We start from the raw sequence: 24,392 nt of genomic DNA on the forward strand, positions 1-24,392 counted from the left end.
GTGGCCCTGCCCGTCCAGGTTCAGCACGCGCACTGCATCCGGTACCGGCAGCTGGGCACGCAGGTGCGACTGGGTCAGCAACAGTTCGATGCCGCTGTCTTCGAACATGTAGGCCAGACGGTCACGGGGGTATTCCGGGTCCAGCGGCACGTAGGCGCCACCGGCCTTGAGCACCGCCACCAGGCCCAGCACCATCTCCAGGCTGCGCTCCACGGCGATGCCCACCAGGACGTCGGGGCCCACGCCCTGTTCGATCAACTGGTGCGCCAGCTGGTTGGCCTGCTGGTCCAGCTCGCGGTAGCTCAGCTGGCGCTCGCCGAACACCAGGGCCACGGCGTCCGGGGTCCTTTGCGCCTGGACCTCGATCAGGGTGTGGACGCAGGCGTCCAGCGGGTAGACGTCGGTCGCGGTGGCATTCCACTGCACGACAATGCGCTCCTGCTCGGCCGCGCCCAGCATCGGCAACTCGCCCACCGGTTGCCGGGGGTTGGCGACGATGGCCTGCAGCAGGTTCTGCCAGTGCTCGGCCAGGCGCTCGATGGTGGCACGGTCGAACAAATCGGTCGCGTAGGTCAGGTTGGCCGACAGGCCTTCGGCAGACTCGACAGTGTCCAGCGTCAGGTCCAGCTGTGCGGTGTGGTTGTCCCACTGCAGTGCTTCCACTGCCAGGCCGTTACCTACCTGGCCCAGCCGGCGGCTGTCCTGGTGGTTGAACATCACCTGGAACAGTGGGTTATGGCTGAGGTTGCGCTCTGGCTGCAAAGCCTCCACCAGTTGCTCGAACGGCAGGTCCTGATGAGCCTGCGCATCCTGCCCGGTCAGGTGCACCGCATGCAGGAAGGCGTCAAACGGAAGCGGGCCATCGAGCAGGCCCTTGAAAACCTGGGTGTTGACGAACAGGCCGATGAGGCGCTCGGCCTCGGCTCGGTTGCGGTTGGCATTGGGTACGCCAACTCGGATATCGGCCTGACCGCTGTAGCGATGCAGCAAAACCTGGAAGCTGGCCAGCAGTACGGTGAACAACGATACATCCTGTTGCCGGGCCAACTGCCGCAGGCTATCACGCAGCGCTGCGGGCAGGTGCACGCCCAGGCTCGCGCCGCGCAAGCTTTGTACTGCCGGGCGCGGGCGGTCCAGCGGCAGCGGTAACACTGTCTGTTCGCGCCCAAGTTGCGCTTGCCAGTAGGCCAGTTGACGCTCACGCTCGCCGGCCTCCAGCCATTGGCGCTGCCACATGCCGTAGTCGGCATACTGGATCGACAATTCGGGCAACTGCGCCACGGTGCCCAGGCAGGCGGCTTGGTAGAGCGCCAGCAGTTCCTCGACCAGCACACCCATCGACCAGCCATCGGTGATGATGTGGTGCAAGGTCAGCACCAGTACATGATCGTCACTGGCCAACTGCAAAAGGCAGGCGCGAATCAACGGTTGCGCCGTGAGCTCGAACGGACGCTTGGCCTGTTCGGCCACGCATGCCTCGATGGCCTGCGTCGGGTTTGCCTCGCCCGCCTTCCGATGCTGCACTGCAAAAGCCAGTTCTTGCGGCGTCAGAATGCGCTGCCAAGCCTGGCCATCCTCCTCGACGAAGCGGGTTCGCAAACTTGCCTGGCGTGCGATCAGCCCCTGCAATGCCTGTTCCAGGGCGCCAGCCTCGAACTCACCCTTGAGCCGTAGCGCCGTACAGATGTTGTAGGCCGCCGATTGTGGTTCGAGCAGCCACAAGAACCACTGGCGCTGCTGTGCGTAGGAAAGCGGTAACAAGCCGCTTTCGCGTGCGGGCACGATCGGCAGGCGGGCGACGTTGACACCCGCCTGGTGCAGTTTGCGGTACAGTTGCTGGCGCTTGTTGCCGTCCAGCCCCCGGATGCGTTCAATCAGTTCCTGGGAACGTGCTGGATCAGGCTTGAGCATTGTTTTCCTCCAGTTCATCGAGCGCGTCGAAGATCAGGTCGAGTTCGTCAGTGGATGCCTGCCCGGCCGCGGCACCTTCAAGGTAATCCGCCAAATCGACGAGCTTGCGCAATCCTTGGAATGCCTTGATAGGCAGTTCGATGCCAAATGCGTTGCGAATGCGCGACAGCAGCATGACTACCTGCAGCGAGTGCCCGCCAAGTTCGAAGAAGTCATCGTCCAGGCCCACTTCGGGCACACCGAGCACCTCGCACCATAGGCCGGCCAACTGGCGCTGGGTCTCATCAACAGGTGGCCGGTGGGCGACCCGCCCCTGACCTGGAGCCACGCTCGGCAGCGCTTTGCGTTCGAGTTTGCCGTTAGGGCTCAGTGGCAGGCGGTCGAGCAACAACAGGTAGGTAGGTACCATGTATTCGGGCAGCAGCGCCTTCAGGCGGGCCCTGAGTACGTCGCGTAACAGGGCCTGTGCGACCTCATCGGCGCTGTCCAGCGCAGCAGGCACCACATAGCCCGCCAGTTGCACGTCGGCACCACTGCCCACGGCCAGCACTGCGGCTTCACGCACTTCAGGCTGTTCCAGCAGGCGCGCCTCAATCTCGCCCAGTTCGATACGCAGGCCGCGGATCTTCACCTGATGGTCGATACGCCCCATGTACTCGAGCACCCCATCGGCGCGCTGGCGGGCCAGGTCGCCGGTGCGGTACAGCCGCTGGCCATTACCGAACGGGCTGGCGACGAAGCGCTCGGCGGTCAGCCCCGGACGACGGTGGTAACCCCGCGCCAGGCCTTCACCGCCCAGGTACAACTCGCCCACCAACCCCGCCGGTAACGGCGACAGGTCGTCAGCCAGCACATAGGTGCCCAGGTTGGCGATGGGCTGCCCGATCGGCACGCTGTCCAGGCCTTCGTCGCGGCAAGTCCAGTGGGTGACGTCGATGGCAGCCTCGGTAGGGCCATAGAGGTTGTAGAGCCCGGCATTCGGCAACTTGGCGAACACCTGCTGCTGGGCATCCACCTGCAGCGCCTCACCGCTGCAGACGATGCGTGTAAGGCTGGTGCAACGCGACACGCCTTCATCCTGCAGGAACACCTGCAACATCGACGGTACGAAGTGCAGGGTGGTGATGCCCTGCTGCTCGATCAACCGCACCAGCCGTGCCGGCTCGCGATGATCGCCCGGCGCCGCGACCACCAGGCGGGCACCGGCCATCAGCGGCCAGAAGAACTCCCACACCGAAACGTCGAAGCTGAATGGGGTTTTTTGCAACACCGCGTCCGTGGCATCCAGGCCGTAGGCCTGCTGCATCCAGCACAGCCGGTTGGTCAGCGCCTTGTGGCGGTTGCCTGCGCCCTTGGGGTTACCGGTGGAGCCGGAGGTGTAGATCACATAAGCCAGGCTTTCCGGCTCAAGCTGCACCTGGGGCGCAGTCAGCGGGTAGTTCAGGTGAGTCTGCCGGTCGAGACACAGTGCACGCAAACCCGCTGGCAGCGGCAATTGTGGCAGCACCTCGGTCTGTGTCAGCAGCAACGCCATACGGCTGTCATCGAACATGTAGGCCAGGCGTTCGCGGGGGTATTCGGGGTCCAGCGGCACGTAGGCAGCACCGGCCTTGAGCACCGCCAACAGGCCAAGGACCATCTCCACGCTACGCTGGGCGGCGATGCCGACCAATACGTCCGGGCCCGCGCCCTGCTCGATCAGTTGATGGGCCAGTTGGTTGGCCTGCTGATCCAGCTCGCGATAGCTCAGCTGACGCTCGCCGAACACCAGAGCCACGGCATCTGGCGTCTTGCGCGCCTGGGCTTCGATCAACGTATGTACACAGATGTCCAGCGGGTAGTCGGCGACGGTGGCGTTCCACTGTTCGACCACCTGCTCCTGTTCGGGCGCAGTGAGCATGCCTAGCTCGCCAAGGGCGCGCTGTGGGTTTTGCGCCAGGGCGTCGAGCAGCTGTGCCATGTGGCCATTGATGCGGCGGATGCGCTCGGCGCTGAAGTATGCCAGGTCGAAGCTGTAGTGCAGCGCCAGGCGCTCACCCTGGGTCACGCCCAGGGTCAGTGGGTAGCTGGTCAGGTCACTGTGTCTGGCCGGACCGAACTTCAGGCCCTGCGGTGCTCCGCGCTCCAGCGCCTCGGAAACCGGGAAGTTTTCAAACACCAGGATGTTGTCGAACAGGGCCTCACCGCTATGGCCGACCCAGCCCTGCACTTCGAACAGGGCACTGTGTTCGTGCTCGCGCATGGCCAGGCTCAGGTCCTGCAGGGTATGCAGCCACTGCGCCACGGTTTGTTGCGGGTGCGGGCTGGCGGCCAGGGGCAGGGTATTGATGAACAACCCCAACTGGTTTTCCACCCCCGGCAGATCAGCCGGGCGACCGGCCACGGTAGTGCCAACGGTGACGCAATCCTGGCCGGTGTAACGCTGCAACAGCAACAGCCAGGCAGCTTGCACCAATGTGTTGAGGGTAACTTTCTGCTGCCGCGCGAAGGCGTTCAGGCGCTGGGTCGCGGCCTCGTCGAAATCATGGTGCAACAGCTCGTGGCCGCTGCTGCTGGCAGGCTCGGCGCCTGTCCGGACCAGCAGCGTCGGCGCCTCGAACGCCGCCAGGCGCTCTTTCCAGAAGCGCTCGCTGCTCTGCGCATCGCGCTGCTGCAGCCACTGGATGTAGTCGCGATAACTCCCCAGCGGGCGCTCGGACGCCTTGCCGTGGTATCGCTGCATCACCTCACCCAGCAACTGCGAGCTGCTCCAGCCGTCCATGAGGATATGATGGTGGGTGAACATAAGGTGATGACGATGTACGCCGGTACGCACCAGCGTCAGGCGCAGCAAGCCGGGGCGCGACAACTCGAAGCCACGGGCGCGGTCCTGCTCGGCCAGTGCCTGCAGGGCGCCGTCCAGGTCACCGCTACCGCGCCAGTCAACGCAGGTGAAATCCAGCGGCAGGTGGCGATGGATGATCTGCAACTGCTGGCCGCCGCCTTGCCAGACGAAGGCGCTGCGCAAGATACCGTGGCTATCCATCGCCGCCTGCCATGCGCCGCGGAAACGTTCGACGTCAAGGCCATCCACATCTACGCACAACTGGTTGACGTACTCGCCGCTGCCCTGCTCCAGCAGGCTGTGGAACAACATGCCCTGCTGCATGGGCGACAGCGGATAGATATCCTCGACCTGGCTGGCCGGCACCTCAAGCGCATCCAGCTGGGCCTGGTCGATGCCCGCCAGCGGGAAGTCGGACGGCGTGATACCCATGGACCCGGGCTGGCAGCAATGCTCGACCAAGGCGCGTAGCTGCTCATCGAAGCTGGCGGCCAGGTGGTCGATGGTAGCGGTGTCGAACTGTGCACTGCTGAAGGTCCAGCGCATCTCCAATTCACCGTCGTAGACCTGGCCCTCCACCTCCAGCCAGTTACCCAGCGGTGCATCTTCGCTCAATTCGGCACCAGCGCCTTCGTGGGCGGGCACCAGCAGCGCACCTTCGTCGAAACTGGCGTCAAACTGCCCCAGATAGTTGAAGGTCACGCGTGGCTGCGGCAGTGCCGCGAGGGTATCGCGCACCGGCTGTGGGCCAAGGTAGCGCAGCACGCCGAAGCCCAGGCCTTTGGCCGGCACCGCGCGCAGTTGTTCCTTGATGGCCTTGAGGCTGGCCGCCACGTCGTCGTGGGCTGTGAGGCGTACCGGGAACAGGCTGGTGAACCAGCCCACGCTACGGCTCAGGTCGATTGCGGCGAACAAGTCCTCACGGCCATGGCCTTCGAGCTGGATCAGGGCGTCGGCATGGCCGGTCCAGCCACACAGGGTTCGGGCCAGGGCGGTGAGCAGCAGGTCATTGACGTGGGTGCGGTAGGCGGCAGGCGCCTGCTGCAACAGTTGGCGGGTGGCCTGGCGATCAAGACGGCTGCGGACCACCTGGCGGTGACGGCTTCGCAGGCTGCCCTGCGGGCGATCGCACGGCAGGTCGAGGGGGGCATCGCGCAATACGCCGGCCCAATAGCCCAGCTCGTCCTGCATGGCCTGGGTTTGTGCCCATGCGCTCAGGCGCTCGGCCCAAGCCTGGACCGAGCTGGTCTTGGCTGGTAGTTGCACCGGCAGGCCTTGCAGCGACTGGCTGTACGCCTGTTGCAGGTCCTCCAGCAGGATGCGCCAGGACACACCATCCACGACCAGATGGTGAATAGCCAGTAGCAGGCGCTGGCTACCATCGTCCAGCGTCGTCAGTACCGCACGCAACAGTGGACCCTGGGCAAGGTTCAAGCTGGCCTGCGCCTGGGCGTTCACTTCGACAAGCTGCCCAAGGGACACACCCTCGTGCACCCATAACAGGTCTTCATCGCCCGAGATCGGCGCGGCGATCCGTGCTTGCCAGCACCCCGCCTGTTCCAGGAAGCGCGAGCGCAACACGTCGTGATGGGTAACGATCGATCCCAGTGCCTGGCGCAGGGCATCAGCCTGCAAGGCTTGCTTCGGTTGCAACAGCAATGCCTGGTTCCAGTGGTGGCGCGCCACAATGGGCTGGGCAAAGAAATCGCACTGAATCGGCAACAACTCCAGCGGCCCGTGCACCGGGCCCTGGGCGATCACTACACCCTCCTCGCCCTGGCGAGCGACACTGGCCAGGCCCTGTACGGTCTGATGCTGGAACAGGTCCTTGGGGCTGAACAGCAAACCGGCCTGACGGGCACGGCTGACCACCTGGATCGACATGATCGAGTCGCCGCCCAGCTCGAAGAAGTTGTCGGTGACACCGACCTGCTCGCGCTTGAGCACATCTTGCCAAATGGCCGCGATTCGCTGTTCCAGCGCAGTGCGTGGCGCCACGTGGCTGCGCTGCATCTCGTTGGCATCGGGGCGTGGCAGGGCCTTGCGGTCGAGCTTGCCGTTGGGGCTGAGGGGGAACTGGGCCAGCAGCAGCAACTGCGCCGGCACCATGTAGTCGGGCAGATGCGCTTGCAAGCCGCTGCGAATGGTTTCGCGCAGGGCAACCTGGGTGGCCGGATCGGCGTCGACCAGGTCGCGCTCGGCCGGCACCACATAGCCCACCAGTTGCAGGCCATGGGCACCCGGTACCGCCAGTACCAAGGCATCGGCTACTTCATCGCGCTCCAGCAGACGCGCTTCGATCTCACCCAGCTCGATACGGAAACCTCGGATCTTCACCTGGTGGTCGATTCGACCGGCGTACTCGATCACCCCTTCGGCATTGAAACGGGCCAGGTCGCCCGTGCGGTACAGGCGTGCGCCAGCACCGCTGTACGGGTCAGGGATGAAACGCTCGGCGCTCAACCCTGGACGCTGGAAGTACCCACGCGCCAGCAACTCACCCCCGATCACCAGTTCGCCGACCACCCCTACCGGCGCCGGCAAGCCATTGTCGTCCAGCACCAGGATATTGCGCCCTGGTAGAACGGAGCCGATCGGCAGGGTCAGCGGGATCAGGCGCTTGCCTTGCACATAGTCGTCGCAATCGAGGGTAGTGGCGGTGACCGTCGCCTCGGTCGGGCCGTAGGTGTTGAGCAAGCGCACATGGCCCAGCCCGGCCTGACGCCAGGCCAGCAGGCCTTCCGGCGGCATCGCTTCGCCACCCCCGTGCACCTGGCGCAGTACGCCATAGTCACGCGGGCCGACGGTGGCGAATTCCTTGGCCAGCATGTGCCAGTAGGCGGTGGTCAGGTCCATTACGCTGATGCGTTGCTCGACCAGTTGGCGATAGAGGGTTTCGGCGTCCCAGATCTCACTACCGCGGATCACCACCGAGGCACCGCAGATCAATGCCGGGTAGAGCTGTTCGACGAAGCCGTCGAAGTTGAAGGTGGCGAACTGTAGCACCCGGTCGGCAGCGCTCAGCTCGAAGAAGCCCAGCGACACGTGGGCGTGGCGCACCAGCGCACGGTGGCTGATACCGACGCCTTTGGGCCGGCCGGTGGAGCCGGAGGTGAACATGACGTAGGCCAGGTTACCGGGCAAGGCGCGGTTGGCCAGGTCGCTGTCGTCGCTCTGTGCCCAGGCTTCCTGATGGTCCAGGCAGAGGGTTTGCACACCCTGGGGCAGCGGCAACCGCTGCAGCAGGCTGTCCTGGGTCAGGACCAGGCGGCTGCCGCTGTCTTCGATCATGCACTGCAGGCGGTCGGCCGGGTATTGAGGGTCGAGTGGCACGTAACCGCCACCGGCCTTGAGCACCGCCAGCAGGCCGATAACCATGTCCAGGCCTCGCTCCAGGGCGATGCCGACCAACACCTCACGGCCCACGCCACGGTCGACCAGGGTGCGGGCCAGGCGATTGACCCTGGCATTGAGTTCCCCGTAAGACAACTGCCGGCCCTCGAAAACCAGCGCGACTGCCTCAGGCGCACGGGCGGCCTGGATCTCGAACAACTCATGCACCGTCAGCTCGTTGGGGTATCGAGCCTCGTTGCGGCCCCAGCCCTCCACCACCTGCTGGTATTCCTGCGGGTCCAGCAGTGCAATGTCGCCGATGCGCTGGGCCGGGTTGGCGACCATCGCCCGCAACACGCTTTGCCAGTGCCGGGCCAGGCGCTCGATGGTCGGCGCTTCGAACAGGTCACAGGCGTAGGTGAAGGCGGCATTCAAGCGGCCACCCTGCTCAAAGGTGTCCAGGCTCAGATCGAATTGGGTGGTGCGACTTTCCCACTCGATGACGCTCAGTTCCAGGTCCTTGCCCACCGTCAGGCGGGTGACGTCAGCCACTTCCGGCTGGTGGTTGTACATCACCTGGAACAACGGGTTGTAACTCAGGCTGCGTTCAAGCTTGAGGGCGTCCACCAGGCATTCGAACGGTAGGTCCTGATGATCCTGGGCGCCCATGCAGGTGTCTTTGATATCAGCCAGCATCTCGGCCACCGAGGTCATGCCGTCAAGCTGGCTACGTAATACCTGGGTGTTGACGAAAAAGCCGATCAGGCCCTCTGTCTCGTTGCGGTTGCGGTTGGCGACGGGTACGCCGATGCGCAGGTCGCCCTGGCCGCTGTAGCGGTGCAGGACAATGTTGAATGCCCCCAGCAGCAGCATGAACAGGGTCACCCCCTGCTGGCGGGACAATACGCGCACCTGCTCGACCAGTTGCTCATCCAGGGCCAACTGGTGGCGGCGCCCCGCGTAAGTCGGCTGCACCGGGCGCGGATGGTCACTGGGCAGTTCCAGCACGGGGTGTTCATCACCCAGCTGCGCCCTCCAGTAATCCAGCTGGCGCTGCTGCTCGCCCGCCTCCAGCCAACGGCGCTGCCACAAGGCATAGTCGCTGTACTGCACCGGCAGTGCCGCCAGTCGCGGCTGGTCACCTTGATCATGGGCGTCGTAGAAACGGCAGAACTCATCGATCAGCACAGTCATCGACCAGCCGTCAGACACAATGTGATGCAGGGTCAACAGCAGCACGTGCTCCTGTTCGGCCAAACGTAGCAGGCGTACCCGCAGCAGTGGGCCGTTAGCCAGGTCGAATGGCTGTTGCGCCTGGGCCTCGGCCTCGGCGGCCACTTCGGCTTCGCGCTGCTCGGGCGACAGCGCGCCGAGGTCGCGCCAGGCTATGGTCAGCGCCTGCTCGCAGGGCACCTGGCACAGGCTGTCGTCTGGCAATTGGCGAAATACCGTACGCAGGGTTTCGTGACGTTCGACCAGACTGGCAAACGCCTGCTCCAGCGCCTGAGGGTTGAGCGCCCCTTTCAAGCGCACCGCGGCGGGTAGGTTGTAGGCGCCGCTGTGCGGGTCCAGGTGCCAGAGAAACCACATCCGCTGCTGAGCATAGGACAGGGCCTGACGGTCCTGGGCCTCTATATCCCTAGGGATGGGGAACTGGGAGAAATCCACCCCTTCCTTGCGTAGCGCCGCCAGGAACACCTGGCGTTTTTCCGCGGGCAGGCCGATGAACCGGCGAGCGAGTTTCAGGGCGTCTTCAGCATTCATTTCTTGGCATCCGGAGCGTGGGTCGAATAACCCGATGACAGGTCGTCCCTATAGAACGAACCCAAGCCGGAAAAATTAGCGTTGGCCGGCCAGAGCCGGTCAACCGGGCCGGCGTGACGCTAAATTGTCCGGCGCAGGCTTCGTCCAATCGGTGAACCCGATCCCAAAGGACTTGCCATGTCCACCACTTCCACTCTCGCCACTGCCATGCAGCGCGGCCTGCGCAGGCTGGCCACCGGCCTGGTGCAAAAGCCCAGCGCTTACCGGATGTTCGACCTGCAACTGGTCGACAAGGTCACGCTCAGCCCCTCGCTCTGCCGCTTGGTATTTACCGGGCCCGATGTCGGCAGCATGCAACGCACCGGGCCCGACCAGCGGGTCAAGTTGTTCTTCCCGGCTGCCGACGGCAGCCTGCCCACCCTGCCGCACGGCAGCCACTGGAACGAGGCGCGCAAAAAACTGCCGGAAGCCGCCCGCCCGCCCATGCGCACCTACACCATCCGCGCCCTGCGCCGGGAGGCGCTGGAGGTGGACGTGGACTTCGTCCTGCACGGCGTCAACGGCCCGGCCTCGGCCTGGGCCACCCAGGCGCAGGTGGGCGATTGCCTGCAGATGCTGGCGCCCAACCTGGCCTACGAAGGCGACCCAGGGGGTTACGAATGGAAGCCACCACAGGGTGTACGCACTGTTTTGCTGATAGGCGATGAAACCGCGCTGCCGGCGATTGCCGGCGTGCTCGAAGCGCTGGCCCTGACGCAACCCGACCTGGCGGTACAGGCGTTCATCGAGGTGCCGCTGGAGGCCGATTGCCTGGCGCTTGTGCATGGCAGTGCCGTTCAGTTGCACTGGCTGCCGCGCGACCTGCTGGGCTGTGCACAAGGGCAGGCCATGCTGCATGCCGTGCGCGAACTGGCAAGCCTGCCGCACGGGCTGACGGCAGCACCGGCAAAGCTTGAAGACGTGGACATCGACACCCGCATCCTGTGGGAGCAGGCCAGCGGCAAACGCAGCGCGTTCCATGCCTGGGTGGCAGGGGAGTCAGGCACGGTGATGGACATACGCCGCTACCTGATCAAGGAGCGCGGCCTGCCGCGCGATTGCCTGACCTTGATGGGTTACTGGCGCGCCGGGCGAACCTTCGACTGACGCGCCACCACCGGGGGCGCATGGCCCCCGGTACGGGCTCAGACAGCCGCGACCAGGGCATCGGCAAAGCGCCGTGCCACTTCATCAATCTGCTCGCCACTGATGATCAGCGGCGGCAAAAAGCGCACCACCGCGCCATGGCGGCCGCCCAGCTCCAGAATCAGGCCACGCTTGAGGCACTCGCGCTGCACCCGGGGTGCCAGCGCCCGGTGGGCGGGCGGGTGCCCTTGGGCATCCCTTGCACCGTCAGGGTCGACCAACTCCACCCCCAGCATCAGCCCGCGGCCACGGATATCGCCCAGTTGCGGGTAATCCTTCTGCAAGGTGGTGAGGTGCCCGCGCAACCGCTGGCCCATGGCCTCGGCGTGGTCGGCCAGGCGATGCTCCACCAGGTAGTCGAGCACGGCCGAGCCGGCCGCCATGGCCATCTGGTTACCGCGGAAGGTGCCGGCATGGGCGCCTGGCTTCCAGGTGTCCAGCCAGTCGCGGTACACCACCACGGCCAGCGGCAAGCTGCCACCGATGGCCTTGGACAAGGTGACCACGTCCGGCACGATGCCGGCGTGTTCGAACGCGAACATGCGCCCGGTGCGGGCAAAGCCGCTCTGGATTTCGTCGACGATCAGCGCCACCCCGGCCTGCTCGGTGATGCGGCGTACGCCCTTGAGCCATTCGATGTCCGCGGGGATCACCCCGCCTTCGCCCTGCACCACTTCAAGGATTACCGCTGCCGGCAGCGGTACACCGCTTTCAGGGTCGAGCAGCAGGTTTTCCAGGTAATGCAGGTTGGCCTTTACCCCCGCCTCGCCGCCCAGCCCGAACGGGCAGCGGTAATCGTAGGGGTACGGCATGAACTGCACGCCGCTGCCCAACAGCGCACCCAGTGGCTGCTTGGGCCCCAGGCTGCCCATCAGGCTCAGCGCGCCCTGGCTCATGCCGTGGTAAGCGCCCTGGAACGTGATGATGGTGCTGCGGCCGGTGGCGCTGCGCACCAGCTTGAGGGCGGCCTCCACTGCATCTGTGCCGGTGGGCCCGCAGAACTGCACCTTGGCCTCGCGTCGCAAGGCTTCGGGCAGCACGCCGAACAAGTCCTGGACGAAGCGGTCCTTCACCGGTGTGGTCAAGTCCAGGGTGTGCAGGGGCAGTTCCTCGGCCAGCACGCGCTGGATCGCTTCGACCACCACCGGGTGGTTGTGCCCCAGCGCCAGGGTACCGGCCCCGGCCAGGCAGTCGATGAACTGGCGGCCTTCGACGTCTTCGACATGGATACCCCGCGCCCGCTTGAGCGCCAGCGGGATGCGCCGGGGGTAGCTGCGGGCGTTGGATTCCTGCTGCTGCTGGCGGTGCAGCAGCGGCGAGTCGGTGAATTCGTACAGGGGCTGCGGCGCATTGGCCGGGGCGACCTGAGCAAGGCTGGTAGCGGTGGACATGGTGAATCCTCGCAAGCAAGCGAATGGGCAGTTGTCGCTTTGGAAACGCTTGGGTGCGAGGAGGATTTAGCGGTTGTTGCTGGATTTCTTGTCAGTGCCCGGCGCGCGCCGGTACCTGCAGCAGCACCCGCAACCCATCGGCATGGCTGTCAAAGCGCAGGCTACCGGCGCAGCGTTGCACGATGGCCTGGACAATCGCCAGCCCCAACCCGCAGCCCCCACTCTGCCCATTGCGCCAGAAGCGCTCAGTGAGGTGCTCAAGGTCGGCTTCGGCGATGCCTGGGCCATGGTCGCGCACCATGAAGCCCACCTGCCCATCGGCCATCTGCACCTCCAGCTCTACGGCCTGATCGCCGCCATGGCGCAGGGCGTTGTCCAGCAGGTTGCGCAGCGCCGCCACGGCCAATGGCGCCGGCATGCCCAGGTAGACCTGTGTGGCTTCTTCGGGCAAACGCAGCACGATCCGCCGGTTGTCGCCGCCACCTGCATCCTGCACCGCCTGGCGGGCCACCTGCTCGGCGCTGCACTGGATGCCGTCGTCAAACGACAGGCTGCCCTCCACCCGTGCCAGCATCAGCAGCTGCTCCAGGGTGCGGTGCATGCGGTCGGTACCCTGCTCGGCATGCTCCAGCGCCTGCTCGCGCACGGCGCCATCGGTCATGCGCGCCACCTGCAGGTGGGTCTTGATGGCCGTGAGCGGGCTGCGCAGCTCATGGGCGGCATCATCGGTGAGGCGCCGCTCGCGTTCGATGGTTTGGCCGATGCGCGCAAACAGCTGGTTCTGGGTTTCCAGCAGCGGCTGCAGCTCGCTGGGCATACCGGCTACCTGCAGCGGCTCGACGCTGTCGGGGCGCCGCCGCCGCAGGGCATCGCGCATGCGGTTCAACGGCTCCAGCCCCTTGCCCAGGCCGATCCACAGCAGCCCCAGGCTACCAAGCAGGGCCATGAGCACCGGCGCCGAAGCGGCCAGCAAAATCGACTGGTTCAGGGCCTCGCGCTCCAGGTGCCGGTCGGCGGTGGTGATGCGCACATCACCATGGTTGTAGGTAAAGGTGCGCCACGATGCGCCGTCGATGGTCTGGTCACGGAAGCCGCTGCGCTGGTCATCCATGGTGCCGTCGTGCTTGTGGTTGGTCGCCAGGATTTCGCCGCGCAACGAGCTGACCTGGCAGGCCATGCCGTCCGGCACGCTGAGTTGGTCGGCCGCATAGTGGGTGCCTTCGCCCTTGACGCTGAGCGGTTGCGGCAACTGGTCGATGAGCCCGGCCACCATGCGCGCCGATGCCACCAGGCGCTGGTCGAGGGAAAACATCATCTGCTGGCGCAAATCACGCAGCATCCAGGCGGCCGCCAGCACCCAGATGACCACGAAGGCGCTGCCCAGAATGAGGCTGAGGCGTACCCGCAGGCTCATGATACTACCCCTTCCGGCGCCTGCGCCGGGCCCAGCCGGTAACCCAGGCCGCGCACCGTCTCGACAATACCGTTGCCAAGCTTGCGCCGCAGGTGATGGATGTGCACGTTGAGGGCGTTGCTCTCGACCTCATCATTGAAACCGTACACGCAGTCCTTGAGCTGGTCGCTGGACAGCACGCGCCCGGGGTTCTGCAGCAATGCCTGCAGCAGTGCCTGCTCACGGCGCGACAGGTCCACCGCCTGGCCCGCCAGGGTGGCCTCGCAGCTGCTGGGGTCGTAGCGCAACGGGCCGTGCTCGATCACGTTTACCGCGCGGCCGGCCACCCGCCGCAGCAGGGTGTGCAGGCGCGCCGCCAGCTCGCGCAGGTCGAAGGGCTTGAGCAGGTAGTCATCGGCACCGGCCTGCAGGCCATCGACACGGTCGGTGACCGCATCGCGGGCGGTGAGCACCAGCACGGGCAGCGTCTCGCCCTGCTGACGCAGGCGGCGCAGCAGCTTCAGGCCGTCTTCGTCGGGCAGGCCAAGGTCCAGGATCATCACGTCGAACTGCGCAGCCTGCAGCATGGCCCGCGCCGCGCCGGCGTTGCCCACACGGTCCACGGTCAGGCCCTGGGCAGTAAGGCCGGCGCAGATGCCAGCGGCGATCAGGTCATCGTCCTCGCAGAGCAGAACGTGCATGGTGGGGCTCCCGGATGGTGTGGCAGGCATTGCACCTTGGGCGGATTAAGGGGGGATTATGAACCCTTTGCGGCCCACTGAGGTGTTTTGCCGGCTACTGCAGGGCGCCGGGTGTGTCGACATCGCGCAGCACACCTGCATCATCCAGGTGCACCCGCACCTGGCGTGCGCCGTGGGCCTGCACGATCACCCGTGCGCCCTGGTCGCCGGCCAGTTGCTGCAGCGCGGGCCACAGGTCGCGGCCAAAGATCACCGGGTGGCCGCTGTGCCCGTCATGGCAGGGCACAACGATGGTGCTGGGGCTGGCGGCCTGGGCAAGGCGACGCAAACTGGCTGTTGCAATCCATGGCATGTCGCCCAGCAAAATCGCTACGGCCTGTTCCGGGCTGTCTGCCAGCGAAGCCACACCGGCGGCGAGGCTGTGCCCCATGCCACAGGCCGCTTCGGGGCTGATGACGACCCTGCAATCGGCCGGGAGGCCAAACGCTTCGGCCCGTTCACCCTCGCGCAGCACGACCCGCACGTCCTCGAACACTGCCCGGGCGTTATCCACACTGTGCGCCAGCAGGCTCCGGCCGTCGGCCATGACGGCCAGCCGCTTGTCGCCGCCAAAGCGCACGCCACGCCCGGCCGCCAGTACCAGGGCGACCACCGTCACAGGGCAGCCCGCTGGATGCCGTTGCGCACGCGCAGCACGTCGGCGAGCACCGCCAGGGCGATTTCCGCCGGGGTCTTGCTGCCCAGGTTCAGGCCAATGGGCGCATGAATACGGCCCAGCTCCGGTGCACCCAGGCCACCAATGCGCTGCAGGCGTTCCCGACGCTTGTCGGAGGTTGCCCGCGAGCCCATCACGCCGATGTAGAACGCGTCGGTGCGCACGGCCTCGAGCATGGCGAGGTCATCGATCTTGGGGTCGTGGGTGAGCGCCACCACCGCCGTGTCGGCATGGCAGCCACCATTGATGATGAATTCGGACGGCAGCTCGCGGCGCAGCTCGATGCCGTCGATGTGCACGCCAGCAAGCACCTCTTCGCGGGGTTCGCACAGCACCACCTCGAACCCCATGCCCCTGGCGAACTCGGCGCAGTACTGGGCGACGCTGGAGTAACCCGCCAGCAGCAAGCGCTGGGCCGCGCCAACACGCAGTTGCACGCTGTTGCCTTCCCGCTGTACCCGCGGACCCTGGCTGAGATCGTCGGCCAAGCCTTGCAGGCCTTCGGGCACCCTCACCTGTCGCAGCACCCGGCGCTGGCCCAGCTGCGCGCTTTCCAGTTGCCGCAGGTGGCCCTGCACCTCGCAGCTGGGGGCAAGGTTTTCGACCAGCACGTCCAGCACCCCGCCGCACGGCAGGCTCACCTGCGAGCGTGCATCACTGCCATCGCCATAACGCACGATGGCGGCCGGCTCAGGGAATTCGCCCAAGGCCACCCGCTCGAGAAAATCGTCTTCCACGCAGCCGCCGGACAACGAGCCCAGCCACTGGCCAGCGGCATTCACCGCCAGCAGCGAACCCGGCGCACGAGGCGCCGAACCGTAGGTGGCCAGCACCGTGCACAGCCAGACACGCTGGCCGGCACCCGACCACTGCAACGCCTGGCGAACCACCTGTAGATCGAGATGCTGCACGCTTCACTCCGCCTTCAGCTCGGCCAGCTGTTGTTCACTAAAGTCACCGGGCAAGCCACCCCATGCCTGACGCAGATAGTTGACCATGTCGGTCACCTGGCGTTCATCGAGTTTGTCAGCGAACCCCGGCATGGGCTGCATGCGCTCGAAGCCGGTGAATTGCTGCTCGCCAATGCCGTCCAGGATCACCTTCACCAGGTTACGCGAGTCGCCCTGGCGCAGCACGGTGTTGCCTTGCATGGCCACGGCAATGTGCGGCTTGCCCTCGCCTTCCACACCGTGGCAGCCGGCACACACGTTCAGGTACTGCTGGCGGCCACGCTGGGCACTGGCGGCCATCTGCGCCGCCGGTACAGGCTCGATCACCCTGGCCTTCGGTGGTGGGTCACCCAGCAAGAAGCTGGCCATGGCCGCGAGGTCGGCGTGCTCCAGGTGCTGGGTACTGTGGTGCACCACCGGGAACATCTCGTTGAACATGCTGCCCTGGGCACTGATGCCCTGCTTGAGAAACGTGGTCAGGTCCGGCTGCGTCCAGCCCCGCTCGGCCAGGTCCTGGGCCAGCAGGCTCGGGGCCAGGTAGCCGTTGAGCAGGCCGCCCTGCAGGCGTTGGCCCTGCTGCAGGGCACCCACGGCATTGCGCGGGGTATGGCATTCGCCACAGTGGCCCATGACCTCGACCAGGTACTGCCCGCGCTGCCATTCGGGGCTTTTGCCCACCGCTGGCTGCAACTGCACGCTTTTGCCATACAGCAAATTCCAGCCGCTGAGCCCCAGCCGCACATTGAACGGAAAGCGCAGCGCCGTCTGTGGGGCCGGGCGGTGGATGGGCGGCACCGTCATCAGGTAGGCAAGAATGGCGTCGGCGTCCTCGCGCCGCATCAGGTGGTACGAGGTGTAGGGCATCGCCGGGTAAAGGTTGGCGCCGTCCTTGCGCTTGCCTTCAGTGAGGGCGGCGAAGAACTCGTCAGCGCTGTAGTTGCCGATGCCGTACTGCTTGTCAGGGGTGATATTGCTGCCGTAAATGGTGCCAAACGGCGAGTCGATCGGCAGGCCACCGGCAAACGGCGCCCCACCTTTGGCGGTGTGGCAGGCCATGCAGTCGGCAGCACGTGCCAGGTACTGGCCGCGCTTGACCTGGGCCGGGTCGGCGGCCAGCACCGGGGCTGCCAGTGCGAGCCCCAGGGCGAATGCCAGGGTGTTCCGTAGCCAACCCATGTTCAACCCTCCTTCACCAAACCGAGGTCGTCGAGCACCGCACGGGTGGCCTGGTAATAGCGCACATAGCCGGTGCAACGGCAGAGGTGGTGGCCCAGGCTGGCCTCGATACGGTCCTGCACTTCGCTCTGTTTCAGCGGCTGGCGCTGGGCGGTTTCCACCAGCACCGTAGCGGCGTTGACGAACCCCGGCGCGCAATAGCTGCACTGGAATGCAAACAGGTCGACGAACTTCTGCTGGATCGGGTTCAGCGTCAGGTTGCCGGCCGGGTCCTGGCTGGCATGGCCTTCGATGGTGCGCACCCGCTTGCCCTCGAAATAATGCGCACCGGTGATGCAGGTGCGCACTTCCTCGCAGGTGCCGTCGGGGTTGTCGACAATGACCACGCAGGCATGGCAGATACCCTGGCCGCAGCCCAGGCGTGACCCGGTGAGGTTCTGGTGTTCGTGCAGGTAGTCGATCATCGCCAGGTCATCCGGGACTTCGACGGGGCCGACCGGTTGACCGTTGAGGGTCAGTTGCAGGGGACGGTTAGCCATTGAGGGCCTCCTGGATACGGGCTGGGGTGATGGGCAGGTCGCGCACGCGCTTGCCGATGGCATGGGCCACGGCATTGCCGAGGGCGCCGACCACCGGGATCATCACCACTTCGGCAATGCCCTTGGACGGGTCGGTGGGTGACAGCGGCGGCAGTATCTCGCTGGTTTGCGCCCACACCGCCACGTCGCGTGCGTGCGGGAGGCGGTAGCGGTTGAAGTTCCAGTCACCCTCCCCCGGCCCGCCTTCGTACAGGGGCATTTCCTCGGTCAGGGCGTGGCCGATGCCCATGGCAATACCGCCTTCGAGCTGGCCCTTGACCAGCTCGGGTACCAGTACCCGGCCACACTCCACCCAACTGTGGTGGTCGAGCACCTGCACCTGGTGCGTGCCTTTGTTCACTTTTACCTCCACCAGGGTTGCCACCGGGCTGTAGTACGTGACCATGGCGTTGTTCAGTTGGGTAACCGGGTAGGCAGGGTTCTGCCGGTCGAGCAGGTGGTAGCCATGGCTGGTCATCTGCGCCTTCTTGGCGTTTACCGCCCCCTCGCCGTACTTCACAGCCAGCGCGTCCAGCGGGAAGCGCTCACGCACACCGTCGATGACGAAGTCGGCCTCGGCCCAGCTCCAGCGGTTGAAACCGTGCACGCTGACGCCGGTCACCAGGCCCATGGCGTGGGCCTTTTCGGCCAGCTGGGCAAAGGGGATGGGCGCCAGGCCATTGCCGGTGAGTTCGCCATTGACCCATACCGCGTTTTCCCGGCGCACCACCAGCGGGTTGGCCTGGCCGCCATACGGGCCCTGGCGCCAGATGGCCAGGGCCGCCGGCCACAGGCCGTGGTTGAACAGGGCCCGTGCCGCTTCGCGGGTGGCATGGCTGAAGTAGAACGCCGAGTTGGTCGCGGACGACGGCGAAGCCAGCTTGCCGACCCAGCGCGGGTCGCGCAGGGCAGCGTCCTGCTCGGCCTGGGTGATCAGGTACGGGTTGCCGCTGGTACTGAGCTGCAACTCCGGCCATTCGGTCACTGCCGTCTGCACCTCGTCCGCCGAGTGGCCCAGAAAATCGCTGACGACCAGCGCCTGGGAGGTCGACATGCCGGTACCCAGCTCGGTGCCGATATGGCGCAGGCTGATGCGGCCCTCGCGGCTGAATTCAATACTGGCCATCGGCGCCTCGGCGCCGGTGCCGAAGTCTTTCTGGCAGATGGCAAACCCTGTGCCGTACCAGTGGTCCGGGTCGCTGGCCTCGCGCTGTTGCTTGCGCGCAGCCCGCTCGCGCCAGGCCGGGTGCAGCGCTGCCTTGTCGAGAATCTCGTACAGGCGCAAGGCACCTGCAGGTACCGCGCCCTGGGTATTCTTCATGCCCGACTTCAACGCGTTGGCCCGGCGCAGGTCGATGGCATCCACGCCCAGCCGGCCGGCCACTTCGTCCACCATCATCTCGGTAGCAGCCATGGTCTGCAGGGTGCCGTAGCCGCGCATGGAGCCGGCCTCCACAGCGCGGGAGTGATAGGCGGTCACCGACAGGTCGTTCTGCGGCATGTAGTAGATCGACTGCGCGGCGGTGGCACCCACCGCCGCGACCGACGGGCTGTAATTGATGCGCCCGCCACCGTCGCAGGTCATGTCGGCGCGGAAGATCTTGAAGCTGTTGTCTTGCTTGTCCACCGCCAACTGGTAGCGGATGTCGAAGGCGTGGCGCTTGATACCGCTCTGGAACTGCTCGTAGCGGTCGTTGGCCAGGCGTATTGGCACCCCGCCGCCGTACAGCGCGGCAACGGCGGCGTAGAAGACGAAGATGTTGTTGTCCTTGGAGCCATAACCCACGGTATAGCCGGGGTGCATGTTCAGCCGGTTCAGGGCGAAGCGTGACGGCTTGATCATGTGCACGCATTCCTGGGCGGCCTCGAACGGGCACTGGGTGGCCACCACGAAATGCAGGGTGGCGCTGGCCGCGTCGTACCAGCCATTGCCATTATCCGGCTCCAGCGCGGCCGGCTCGATGGACGGCGTTTTGAAGCGCTCGTCGAACACCAGCCAGCCCTGCGGCGGGTTGGCCAACTGGTCTGCCATGCGGTTGGCGTAGAACAAACCCTGCTCGGTCAGGTCGCCGTGCTGGTTAGGCGCTTTGGTCCACACCGGCTTGCGGTTGAGGATGGTGGGAAACAGCGGCGCGTTCTTCAGGCTTGAGAATTCATCCTCATCGAACGGCGTGGCCCCGGCCACGCGTACAAAGCGGAAACTGCCATAAGGGTCGCGCTGGTAAAGCGTTGCCGAGGCGCCATAGCGGATCACCTGGTCGTTGAACTGCAGGGTGCGCTTGGCCTGGCGAAAACGCTCGAAATCGTGCCAGATCAGGATCGCCACCGGGTGGCCGATGAACATCGGGACCTTGCCCGGTGGCAGTAAAGGGTCTGGGGAGTGCGCCTCCGGCCAGGCAATGCCGTCGCGTTCGAGGTCGGCAGCCACCACGATGCGGTCGGGCTGCAGGTCAGCGCCCAGCAGGCTCAGGTCAAAGCCTTCGTAAATACGCTCGGCACGGGTAGCTTTCAGCATCAGTGCGTGGCCCTGCTGGGCAGGCCAGCCGGGCATGTCCTTGGCACGGATATCGCGGGCGAACACCTTATTGCCGCAGACCTTGGACAAGGCGTCGTTACGAAAACGTGCCTTGCCGTCATGGTTCATCCATTTCTGTGGGGAGGCGGTAACGCGCTCCTCCATCAGTGCTGCGAATGCCTGGCTGCCAAGGGGTGCCATGGTCACGCCGACACCAGCAACCAGCCCGCCTTGCAGGAAGGCGCGCCGGGATATATCACGGTTGGACATGCTTGATCCTCTGGGCTGCGCCGTGCAGCCCATGCTTTTTTGATTCTTGTGCAAGGCTCTGTGGGGGACAGTGAGCCGAGTCATGCAGGACAAAAAATTTGACCCAAGCGTCAACTTTACACCAATTTTGCGCTCGCAATCAAAGTCAAGCTGACATTGTGTCGCGGTGTTTCACATTGGCGGCCCCTCCCACGGCTGCCGTTCCAGCCGACAAGGGTTAACCTTGGGTTAATAAACCCGGGCCAGCATGGCCGCATTCGAAATTCTGCCAAGGCAAACACATGCGCGTTCTTCTGCTGTTTCTGACGGTGCTGCTGGCCGGGCCCCTGCAGGCCAACCCGTTCGCCGTCAAACCTGATTTCCTGCCCGTCGAGCAGGCGTTCGTACTTACCCAGGACCGCCAGGCCGACGGCCAGATGCACCTGTATTTTCAAATCAAGCCCGGCTATTACCTGTACCAGAAACGCCTGAAGTTCGACGGCCTGCCGGCTGAGCAGCACCCGCAGTTGCCGCCCGGGCTCAACCACAATGACGAGTTCTTTGGTGACAGCACGGTGTACCGTGAGCAGCTCGAGCTGGTGCTGCCGGCCAGCGCCCGAGGCCAGTTGCGCCTAGGCTGGCAGGGCTGCGCGGACGCCGGCCTGTGCTACCCGCCGCAGACCACGTTGATCGACTTGGGTGGCAGCGCCGCAACGCCGGCGGGCGAACAGGCCAGCGACCAGGCGCTGGCCAGCAACCTGCAGGACGGCAACCTGGCCTGGGGCTTGCTGGCGTTCTTCGGCCTTGGCCTGCTGCTGGCGTTCACGCCCTGCTCGTTGCCGATGCTGCCGATACTGGCCGGGCTGGTGTTGGGCAATGGCGCCAGCGCGCGCCGGGGTTGGCTGCTGGCCGGCGCCTATGTGGTGAGCATGGCCCTGGTCTATGCCGCCTTGGGCGTGGTGGCCGCCCTGCTGGGCGCCAGCCTGCAGGCCTGGCTGCAACAGCCCTGGCTGCTGGGTAGCCTGGCCGCCTTGTTCGTGCTCCTGGCCCTGCCGATGTTCGGTGCCTTCGAGCTGCAACTGCCCGCTGCCCTGCGCGACCGCCTGGACCGTGCAGGCCAGGGCACCCGCGGTGGCAACCTGTACGGTGCGGCCCTGCTGGGTGCGTTGTCCGGCCTGCTGCTGGGCCCCTGCATGACGGCGCCCCTGGCGGGCGCGCTGCTGTACATCGCCCAGAGTGGCGACGTGGTGCAAGGCGGCCTGGTGCTGTTCAGCCTGGGGCTGGGCATGGGCCTGCCCCTGTTGCTGCTGGTGACCCTGGGCAACCGCTTCCTGCCGCGCCCAGGTGCCTGGATGAACCTGGTCAAGGGCGTGTTCGGTTTCGTGTTCCTGGCCATGGCCTTGTACATCTTGCGTACCCTGCTGCCGGCCAGCCTGCTGCTGGCGTTGAGCGGCGCCTGGCTGATCGCCCTGGCCTGGGCGGCGTGGCCGGCGCTGCAGCGCCTGCCGGCCCTGCGCGCCGTGCCGCTGCTGGGCGCGCTGTGGGGTGGGCTGCTGCTGGTAGGCGCGGCTGCCGGCGGCGATGACCTCTGGCAACCCTTGCGGCCGTTCACGGGTGGCGGAGGCGCGCCAGCGGCCAGCCAGGCTGGCGAAGACCACTTCGTCACGGTCAACACCCCAGAAGCCCTGCAACGCGAACTGGACGCTGCCAAGGGCCGTGGCCAGTGGGTGCTGGTGGACTACTATGCCGACTGGTGCGTGTCGTGCAAGGTCATGGAAAAACAGGTGTTCAATCGCCCTGACGTACAGGCCGAGCTGGCAGGTGTGCACCTGCTGCGCCTGGACGTCACCGCAGACACCCCCGCCAGCAAGGCCCTGCTGCAGCGCTACCAGGTGCCGGGGCCGCCGACGCTGATCTGGGTTGGCCCTGAAGGCGACGAGCGCCGCGCCAGGCGCATCACCGGCGAAGTGGATGCAGCGGCGTTCGTGCAACACTGGGCACACACCAGGAGCCAAGGCTGATGCTCACCGTCACCCTGGGGCCGCTCACCATGGCCCTCAACCACCTGCTGCTGCTGGCGGCGCTGGGCATTGCCAGCGTGGTTGGCTGGTGGGTGGCCCGCCGGGGTGGCGAAAGCCCCGAATCTGCATTGTTCAACCTGTTCCTGGTCGGCGTGGTGTGCGCCCGTATCGGCTTTGTCGTGGCCTACTGGCCGATGTACAAGGACGAGCCGTTGCAGGTGATCGACATCCGTGACGGCGGCTTTCTGTTCTGGTCCGGCCTGGTCGGCATGGTGCTGGCGGCTGGCTGGCAGGGCTGGCGCCAGCCCGGGTTGCGCCGGCCTCTGGGGTGGGCGCTGTTCAGCGGCGCCCTGTTCTGGGCGCTGGCCAGCTTGGGCGGCCACCTGTACAGCAAGGGCACCGAGCTGCCAGAACTGACCCTGCGCGATGCCAGTGATCAGCCGGTGGCGCTGCACAGCTACCGTGGCAAGCCGCTGGTCATCAATATCTGGGCCACCTGGTGCCCGCCGTGCCGCCGCGAAATGCCGGTGCTGCAGCAGGCCCAGGGTGAGTACCCGCAGGTGACCTTTCTGTTCGTCAACCAGGGGGAGACCCCGGAAAACGTCAGCACCTTTCTCGCAACCACGGGCTTGAGCCTGACCCACGTGCTGTTCGACGGCACCGGCCTGCTGGCCCAGCGCGTGGGCTCCATGGCCCTGCCCACCACCCTTTTCTATGACGCGGATGGCCGGCTGGTGGGCAGCCACCTGGGCGAACTGTCCCGGGCCAGCCTGCGTCATGGCCTTGAATCATTCGACCGGGCCCCTGCGCCCGGGCCTGCCGTACAAGGAAAATGACATGCGCATCACCCCACTGCTGCCCCTGACCCTGGCCCTGCTGGCCACCCCTGCCGTGTATGCCGAAGACCTGCCCAAAGCCGTTCAGCAGTTGCAGGCCAAGGGCGCTGTCATCAAAGGCAGCTTCGACGCCCCCAACGGCATGCGCGGCTATGCGGCCGAGTACCAGAACAACGGCCTGGCCTTGTATTTGACCCCGGACGGCAAGCATGTGCTGGTGGGTAACCTGTTCGACGAACAAGGCAAGGACCTCACCGCCGAGCCTCTGCAGAAACTGGTGTACGGGCCAATGACCAAGGCATTCTGGGGCAAGATGGAACAGTCTGCCTGGATCGCCGATGGCAAGGCTGACGCGCCGCGCACGGTCTACCTGTTCAGCGACCCGAACTGCCCGTACTGCAGCATGTTCTGGGAGCAGGCGCGCCCGTGGGTAGAGGCTGGCAAGGTCCAGTTGCGCCACATCATGGTGGGCATCATCCGCGAAGACAGCCCCGGCAAATCGGCGGCCCTGCTCGCCGCCAGAGACCCTGCCAAGGCCCTGCAGCAGCATGAAAAAGCCGGCCGCGCGAGCACTCTCAAGGCCCTTGAGCAGGTGCCCGCTGCCGTGCAGCAGAAGTTGGCAGGGAACATGGCCTTGATGCAGGAGATGGGCCTGCAGGCCACCCCGGCGATTTTCTACAAGGATGACCAGGGCAACATCCAGAGCCAGCAGGGTGCACCACGGCCTGAGATGCTGGAGAAGATCTTGGGCAAGCGGTGAATTGGCGGGGGGCGCTGGGTGCTCGCCACAGCAGGGTCTGCGCCTGTGAGACCGAGCGCCGCCCGCGCGGCGCATCGCGAGCTTTGCTCG

The 24,392-nt window shown here is 65.8% G+C and carries 14 protein-coding genes; 4 read left to right on the top strand and 10 right to left on the bottom strand.

The genetic code is table 11. From position 1 onward, the window contains the following. Both IAE33_RS22365 and IAE33_RS22370 read right to left on the bottom strand, forming a co-directional pair. A partial coding sequence (locus IAE33_RS22365; RefSeq protein WP_236407234.1) for a condensation domain-containing protein occupies positions 1-1,911 on the bottom strand: 1,911 nt, incomplete at its 3' end. Beyond that, on the bottom strand, positions 1,898-9,832 hold the full coding sequence (locus IAE33_RS22370; protein ID WP_201165256.1) for a non-ribosomal peptide synthetase: 7,935 nt from the start codon (positions 9,830-9,832) through the stop codon (positions 1,898-1,900). The genes IAE33_RS22370 and IAE33_RS22365, both read right to left, overlap by 14 nt. 177 nt (positions 9,833-10,009) lie before the next feature. On the opposite strand from IAE33_RS22370, the gene IAE33_RS22375 reads away from it, so the two are divergent. Further along, positions 10,010-10,978: a siderophore-interacting protein gene (locus IAE33_RS22375; RefSeq protein ID WP_201165257.1), complete on the top strand. Its 969-nt coding sequence runs from the start codon at positions 10,010-10,012 to the stop codon at positions 10,976-10,978. Between the two features lie 38 nt (positions 10,979-11,016). Here the strand turns inward: IAE33_RS22375 and IAE33_RS22380 are convergent, their stop codons facing one another. From IAE33_RS22380 to IAE33_RS22415, 8 genes are all read right to left on the bottom strand, one after another. Continuing rightward, the gene (locus IAE33_RS22380) at positions 11,017-12,408 is read right to left on the bottom strand and encodes an aspartate aminotransferase family protein (RefSeq protein ID WP_201165259.1); all 1,392 of its coding nucleotides are present in this window, start codon (positions 12,406-12,408) and stop codon (positions 11,017-11,019) included. A gap of 91 nt (positions 12,409-12,499) precedes the next feature. Next, positions 12,500-13,822, bottom strand: a complete 1,323-nt coding sequence (locus tag IAE33_RS22385) for an ATP-binding protein (protein ID WP_201165260.1) — start codon at positions 13,820-13,822, stop codon at positions 12,500-12,502. Continuing rightward, entirely contained in the window at positions 13,819-14,502 is a 684-nt protein-coding gene (locus IAE33_RS22390) for a response regulator (protein ID WP_201165261.1), read from the bottom strand. The genes IAE33_RS22385 and IAE33_RS22390 overlap by 4 nt, the downstream gene beginning before the upstream one ends. Positions 14,503-14,596: 94 nt before the next feature. Beyond that, positions 14,597-15,160 (bottom strand): nucleotidyltransferase family protein, encoded by a 564-nt coding sequence (locus IAE33_RS22395; protein ID WP_201165262.1) that lies wholly within the window; start codon positions 15,158-15,160, stop codon positions 14,597-14,599. Then, the gene (locus tag IAE33_RS22400) at positions 15,157-16,128 is read right to left on the bottom strand and encodes an XdhC family protein (protein ID WP_201165263.1); all 972 of its coding nucleotides are present in this window, start codon (positions 16,126-16,128) and stop codon (positions 15,157-15,159) included. The genes IAE33_RS22395 and IAE33_RS22400 overlap by 4 nt, the downstream gene beginning before the upstream one ends. 3 nt (positions 16,129-16,131) lie before the next feature. Then, positions 16,132-17,343: a cytochrome c gene (locus IAE33_RS22405; RefSeq protein ID WP_201165264.1), complete on the bottom strand. Its 1,212-nt coding sequence runs from the start codon at positions 17,341-17,343 to the stop codon at positions 16,132-16,134. 2 nt (positions 17,344-17,345) lie between these two features. Then, positions 17,346-17,882, bottom strand: a complete 537-nt coding sequence (locus IAE33_RS22410) for a (2Fe-2S)-binding protein (RefSeq protein ID WP_201165265.1) — start codon at positions 17,880-17,882, stop codon at positions 17,346-17,348. Next, positions 17,875-20,706, bottom strand: coding sequence for a xanthine dehydrogenase family protein molybdopterin-binding subunit (locus tag IAE33_RS22415; protein WP_201165267.1), 2,832 nt, complete (start codon positions 20,704-20,706; stop codon positions 17,875-17,877). Before IAE33_RS22415 ends, IAE33_RS22410 begins: the two co-directional genes overlap by 8 nt. Before the next feature lie 281 nt (positions 20,707-20,987). Here IAE33_RS22415 and dsbD point away from each other — a divergent pair, with 281 nt between their 5' ends. From dsbD to dsbG, 3 genes are read left to right on the top strand one after another with little or no spacing between them, the layout of a single operon-like run. Continuing rightward, positions 20,988-22,706, top strand: a complete 1,719-nt coding sequence (gene dsbD, locus IAE33_RS22420) for a protein-disulfide reductase DsbD (protein ID WP_201165271.1) — start codon at positions 20,988-20,990, stop codon at positions 22,704-22,706. Beyond that, entirely contained in the window at positions 22,706-23,542 is an 837-nt protein-coding gene (locus IAE33_RS22425) for a TlpA family protein disulfide reductase (RefSeq protein ID WP_201165272.1), read from the top strand. The genes dsbD and IAE33_RS22425 overlap by 1 nt, the downstream gene beginning before the upstream one ends. A gap of 1 nt (position 23,543) precedes the next feature. Beyond that, positions 23,544-24,302 (top strand): thiol:disulfide interchange protein DsbG, encoded by a 759-nt coding sequence (gene dsbG / locus IAE33_RS22430; RefSeq protein WP_201165274.1) that lies wholly within the window; start codon positions 23,544-23,546, stop codon positions 24,300-24,302. Positions 24,303-24,392 lie beyond the last annotated feature (90 nt).

The sequence above is a fragment of the Pseudomonas sp. S60 genome, from assembly GCF_016647865.1.
GTDB lineage: Bacteria > Pseudomonadota > Gammaproteobacteria > Pseudomonadales > Pseudomonadaceae > Aquipseudomonas > Aquipseudomonas parafulva.

Bases quoted from the DNA above. Each gene is read 5' to 3' on its own strand.
- IAE33_RS22385 (WP_201165260.1), bottom strand. From the start codon at position 13,822: ATGAGCCTGCGGGTACGCCTCAGCCTCATTCTGGGCAGCGCCTTCGTG.
- IAE33_RS22390 (WP_201165261.1), bottom strand. From the start codon at position 14,502: ATGCACGTTCTGCTCTGCGAGGACGATGACCTGATCGCCGCTGGCATC.
- IAE33_RS22410 (WP_201165265.1), bottom strand. From the start codon at position 17,882: ATGGCTAACCGTCCCCTGCAACTGACCCTCAACGGTCAACCGGTCGGC.
- IAE33_RS22425 (WP_201165272.1), top strand. From the start codon at position 22,706: ATGCTCACCGTCACCCTGGGGCCGCTCACCATGGCCCTCAACCACCTG.
- IAE33_RS22405 (WP_201165264.1), bottom strand. From the start codon at position 17,343: ATGGGTTGGCTACGGAACACCCTGGCATTCGCCCTGGGGCTCGCACTG.
- IAE33_RS22375 (WP_201165257.1), top strand. From the start codon at position 10,010: ATGTCCACCACTTCCACTCTCGCCACTGCCATGCAGCGCGGCCTGCGC.
- dsbD (WP_201165271.1), top strand. From the start codon at position 20,988: ATGCGCGTTCTTCTGCTGTTTCTGACGGTGCTGCTGGCCGGGCCCCTG.
- dsbG (WP_201165274.1), top strand. From the start codon at position 23,544: ATGCGCATCACCCCACTGCTGCCCCTGACCCTGGCCCTGCTGGCCACC.
- IAE33_RS22415 (WP_201165267.1), bottom strand. From the start codon at position 20,706: ATGTCCAACCGTGATATATCCCGGCGCGCCTTCCTGCAAGGCGGGCTG.
- IAE33_RS22370 (WP_201165256.1), bottom strand. From the start codon at position 9,832: ATGAATGCTGAAGACGCCCTGAAACTCGCTCGCCGGTTCATCGGCCTG.
- IAE33_RS22380 (WP_201165259.1), bottom strand. From the start codon at position 12,408: ATGTCCACCGCTACCAGCCTTGCTCAGGTCGCCCCGGCCAATGCGCCG.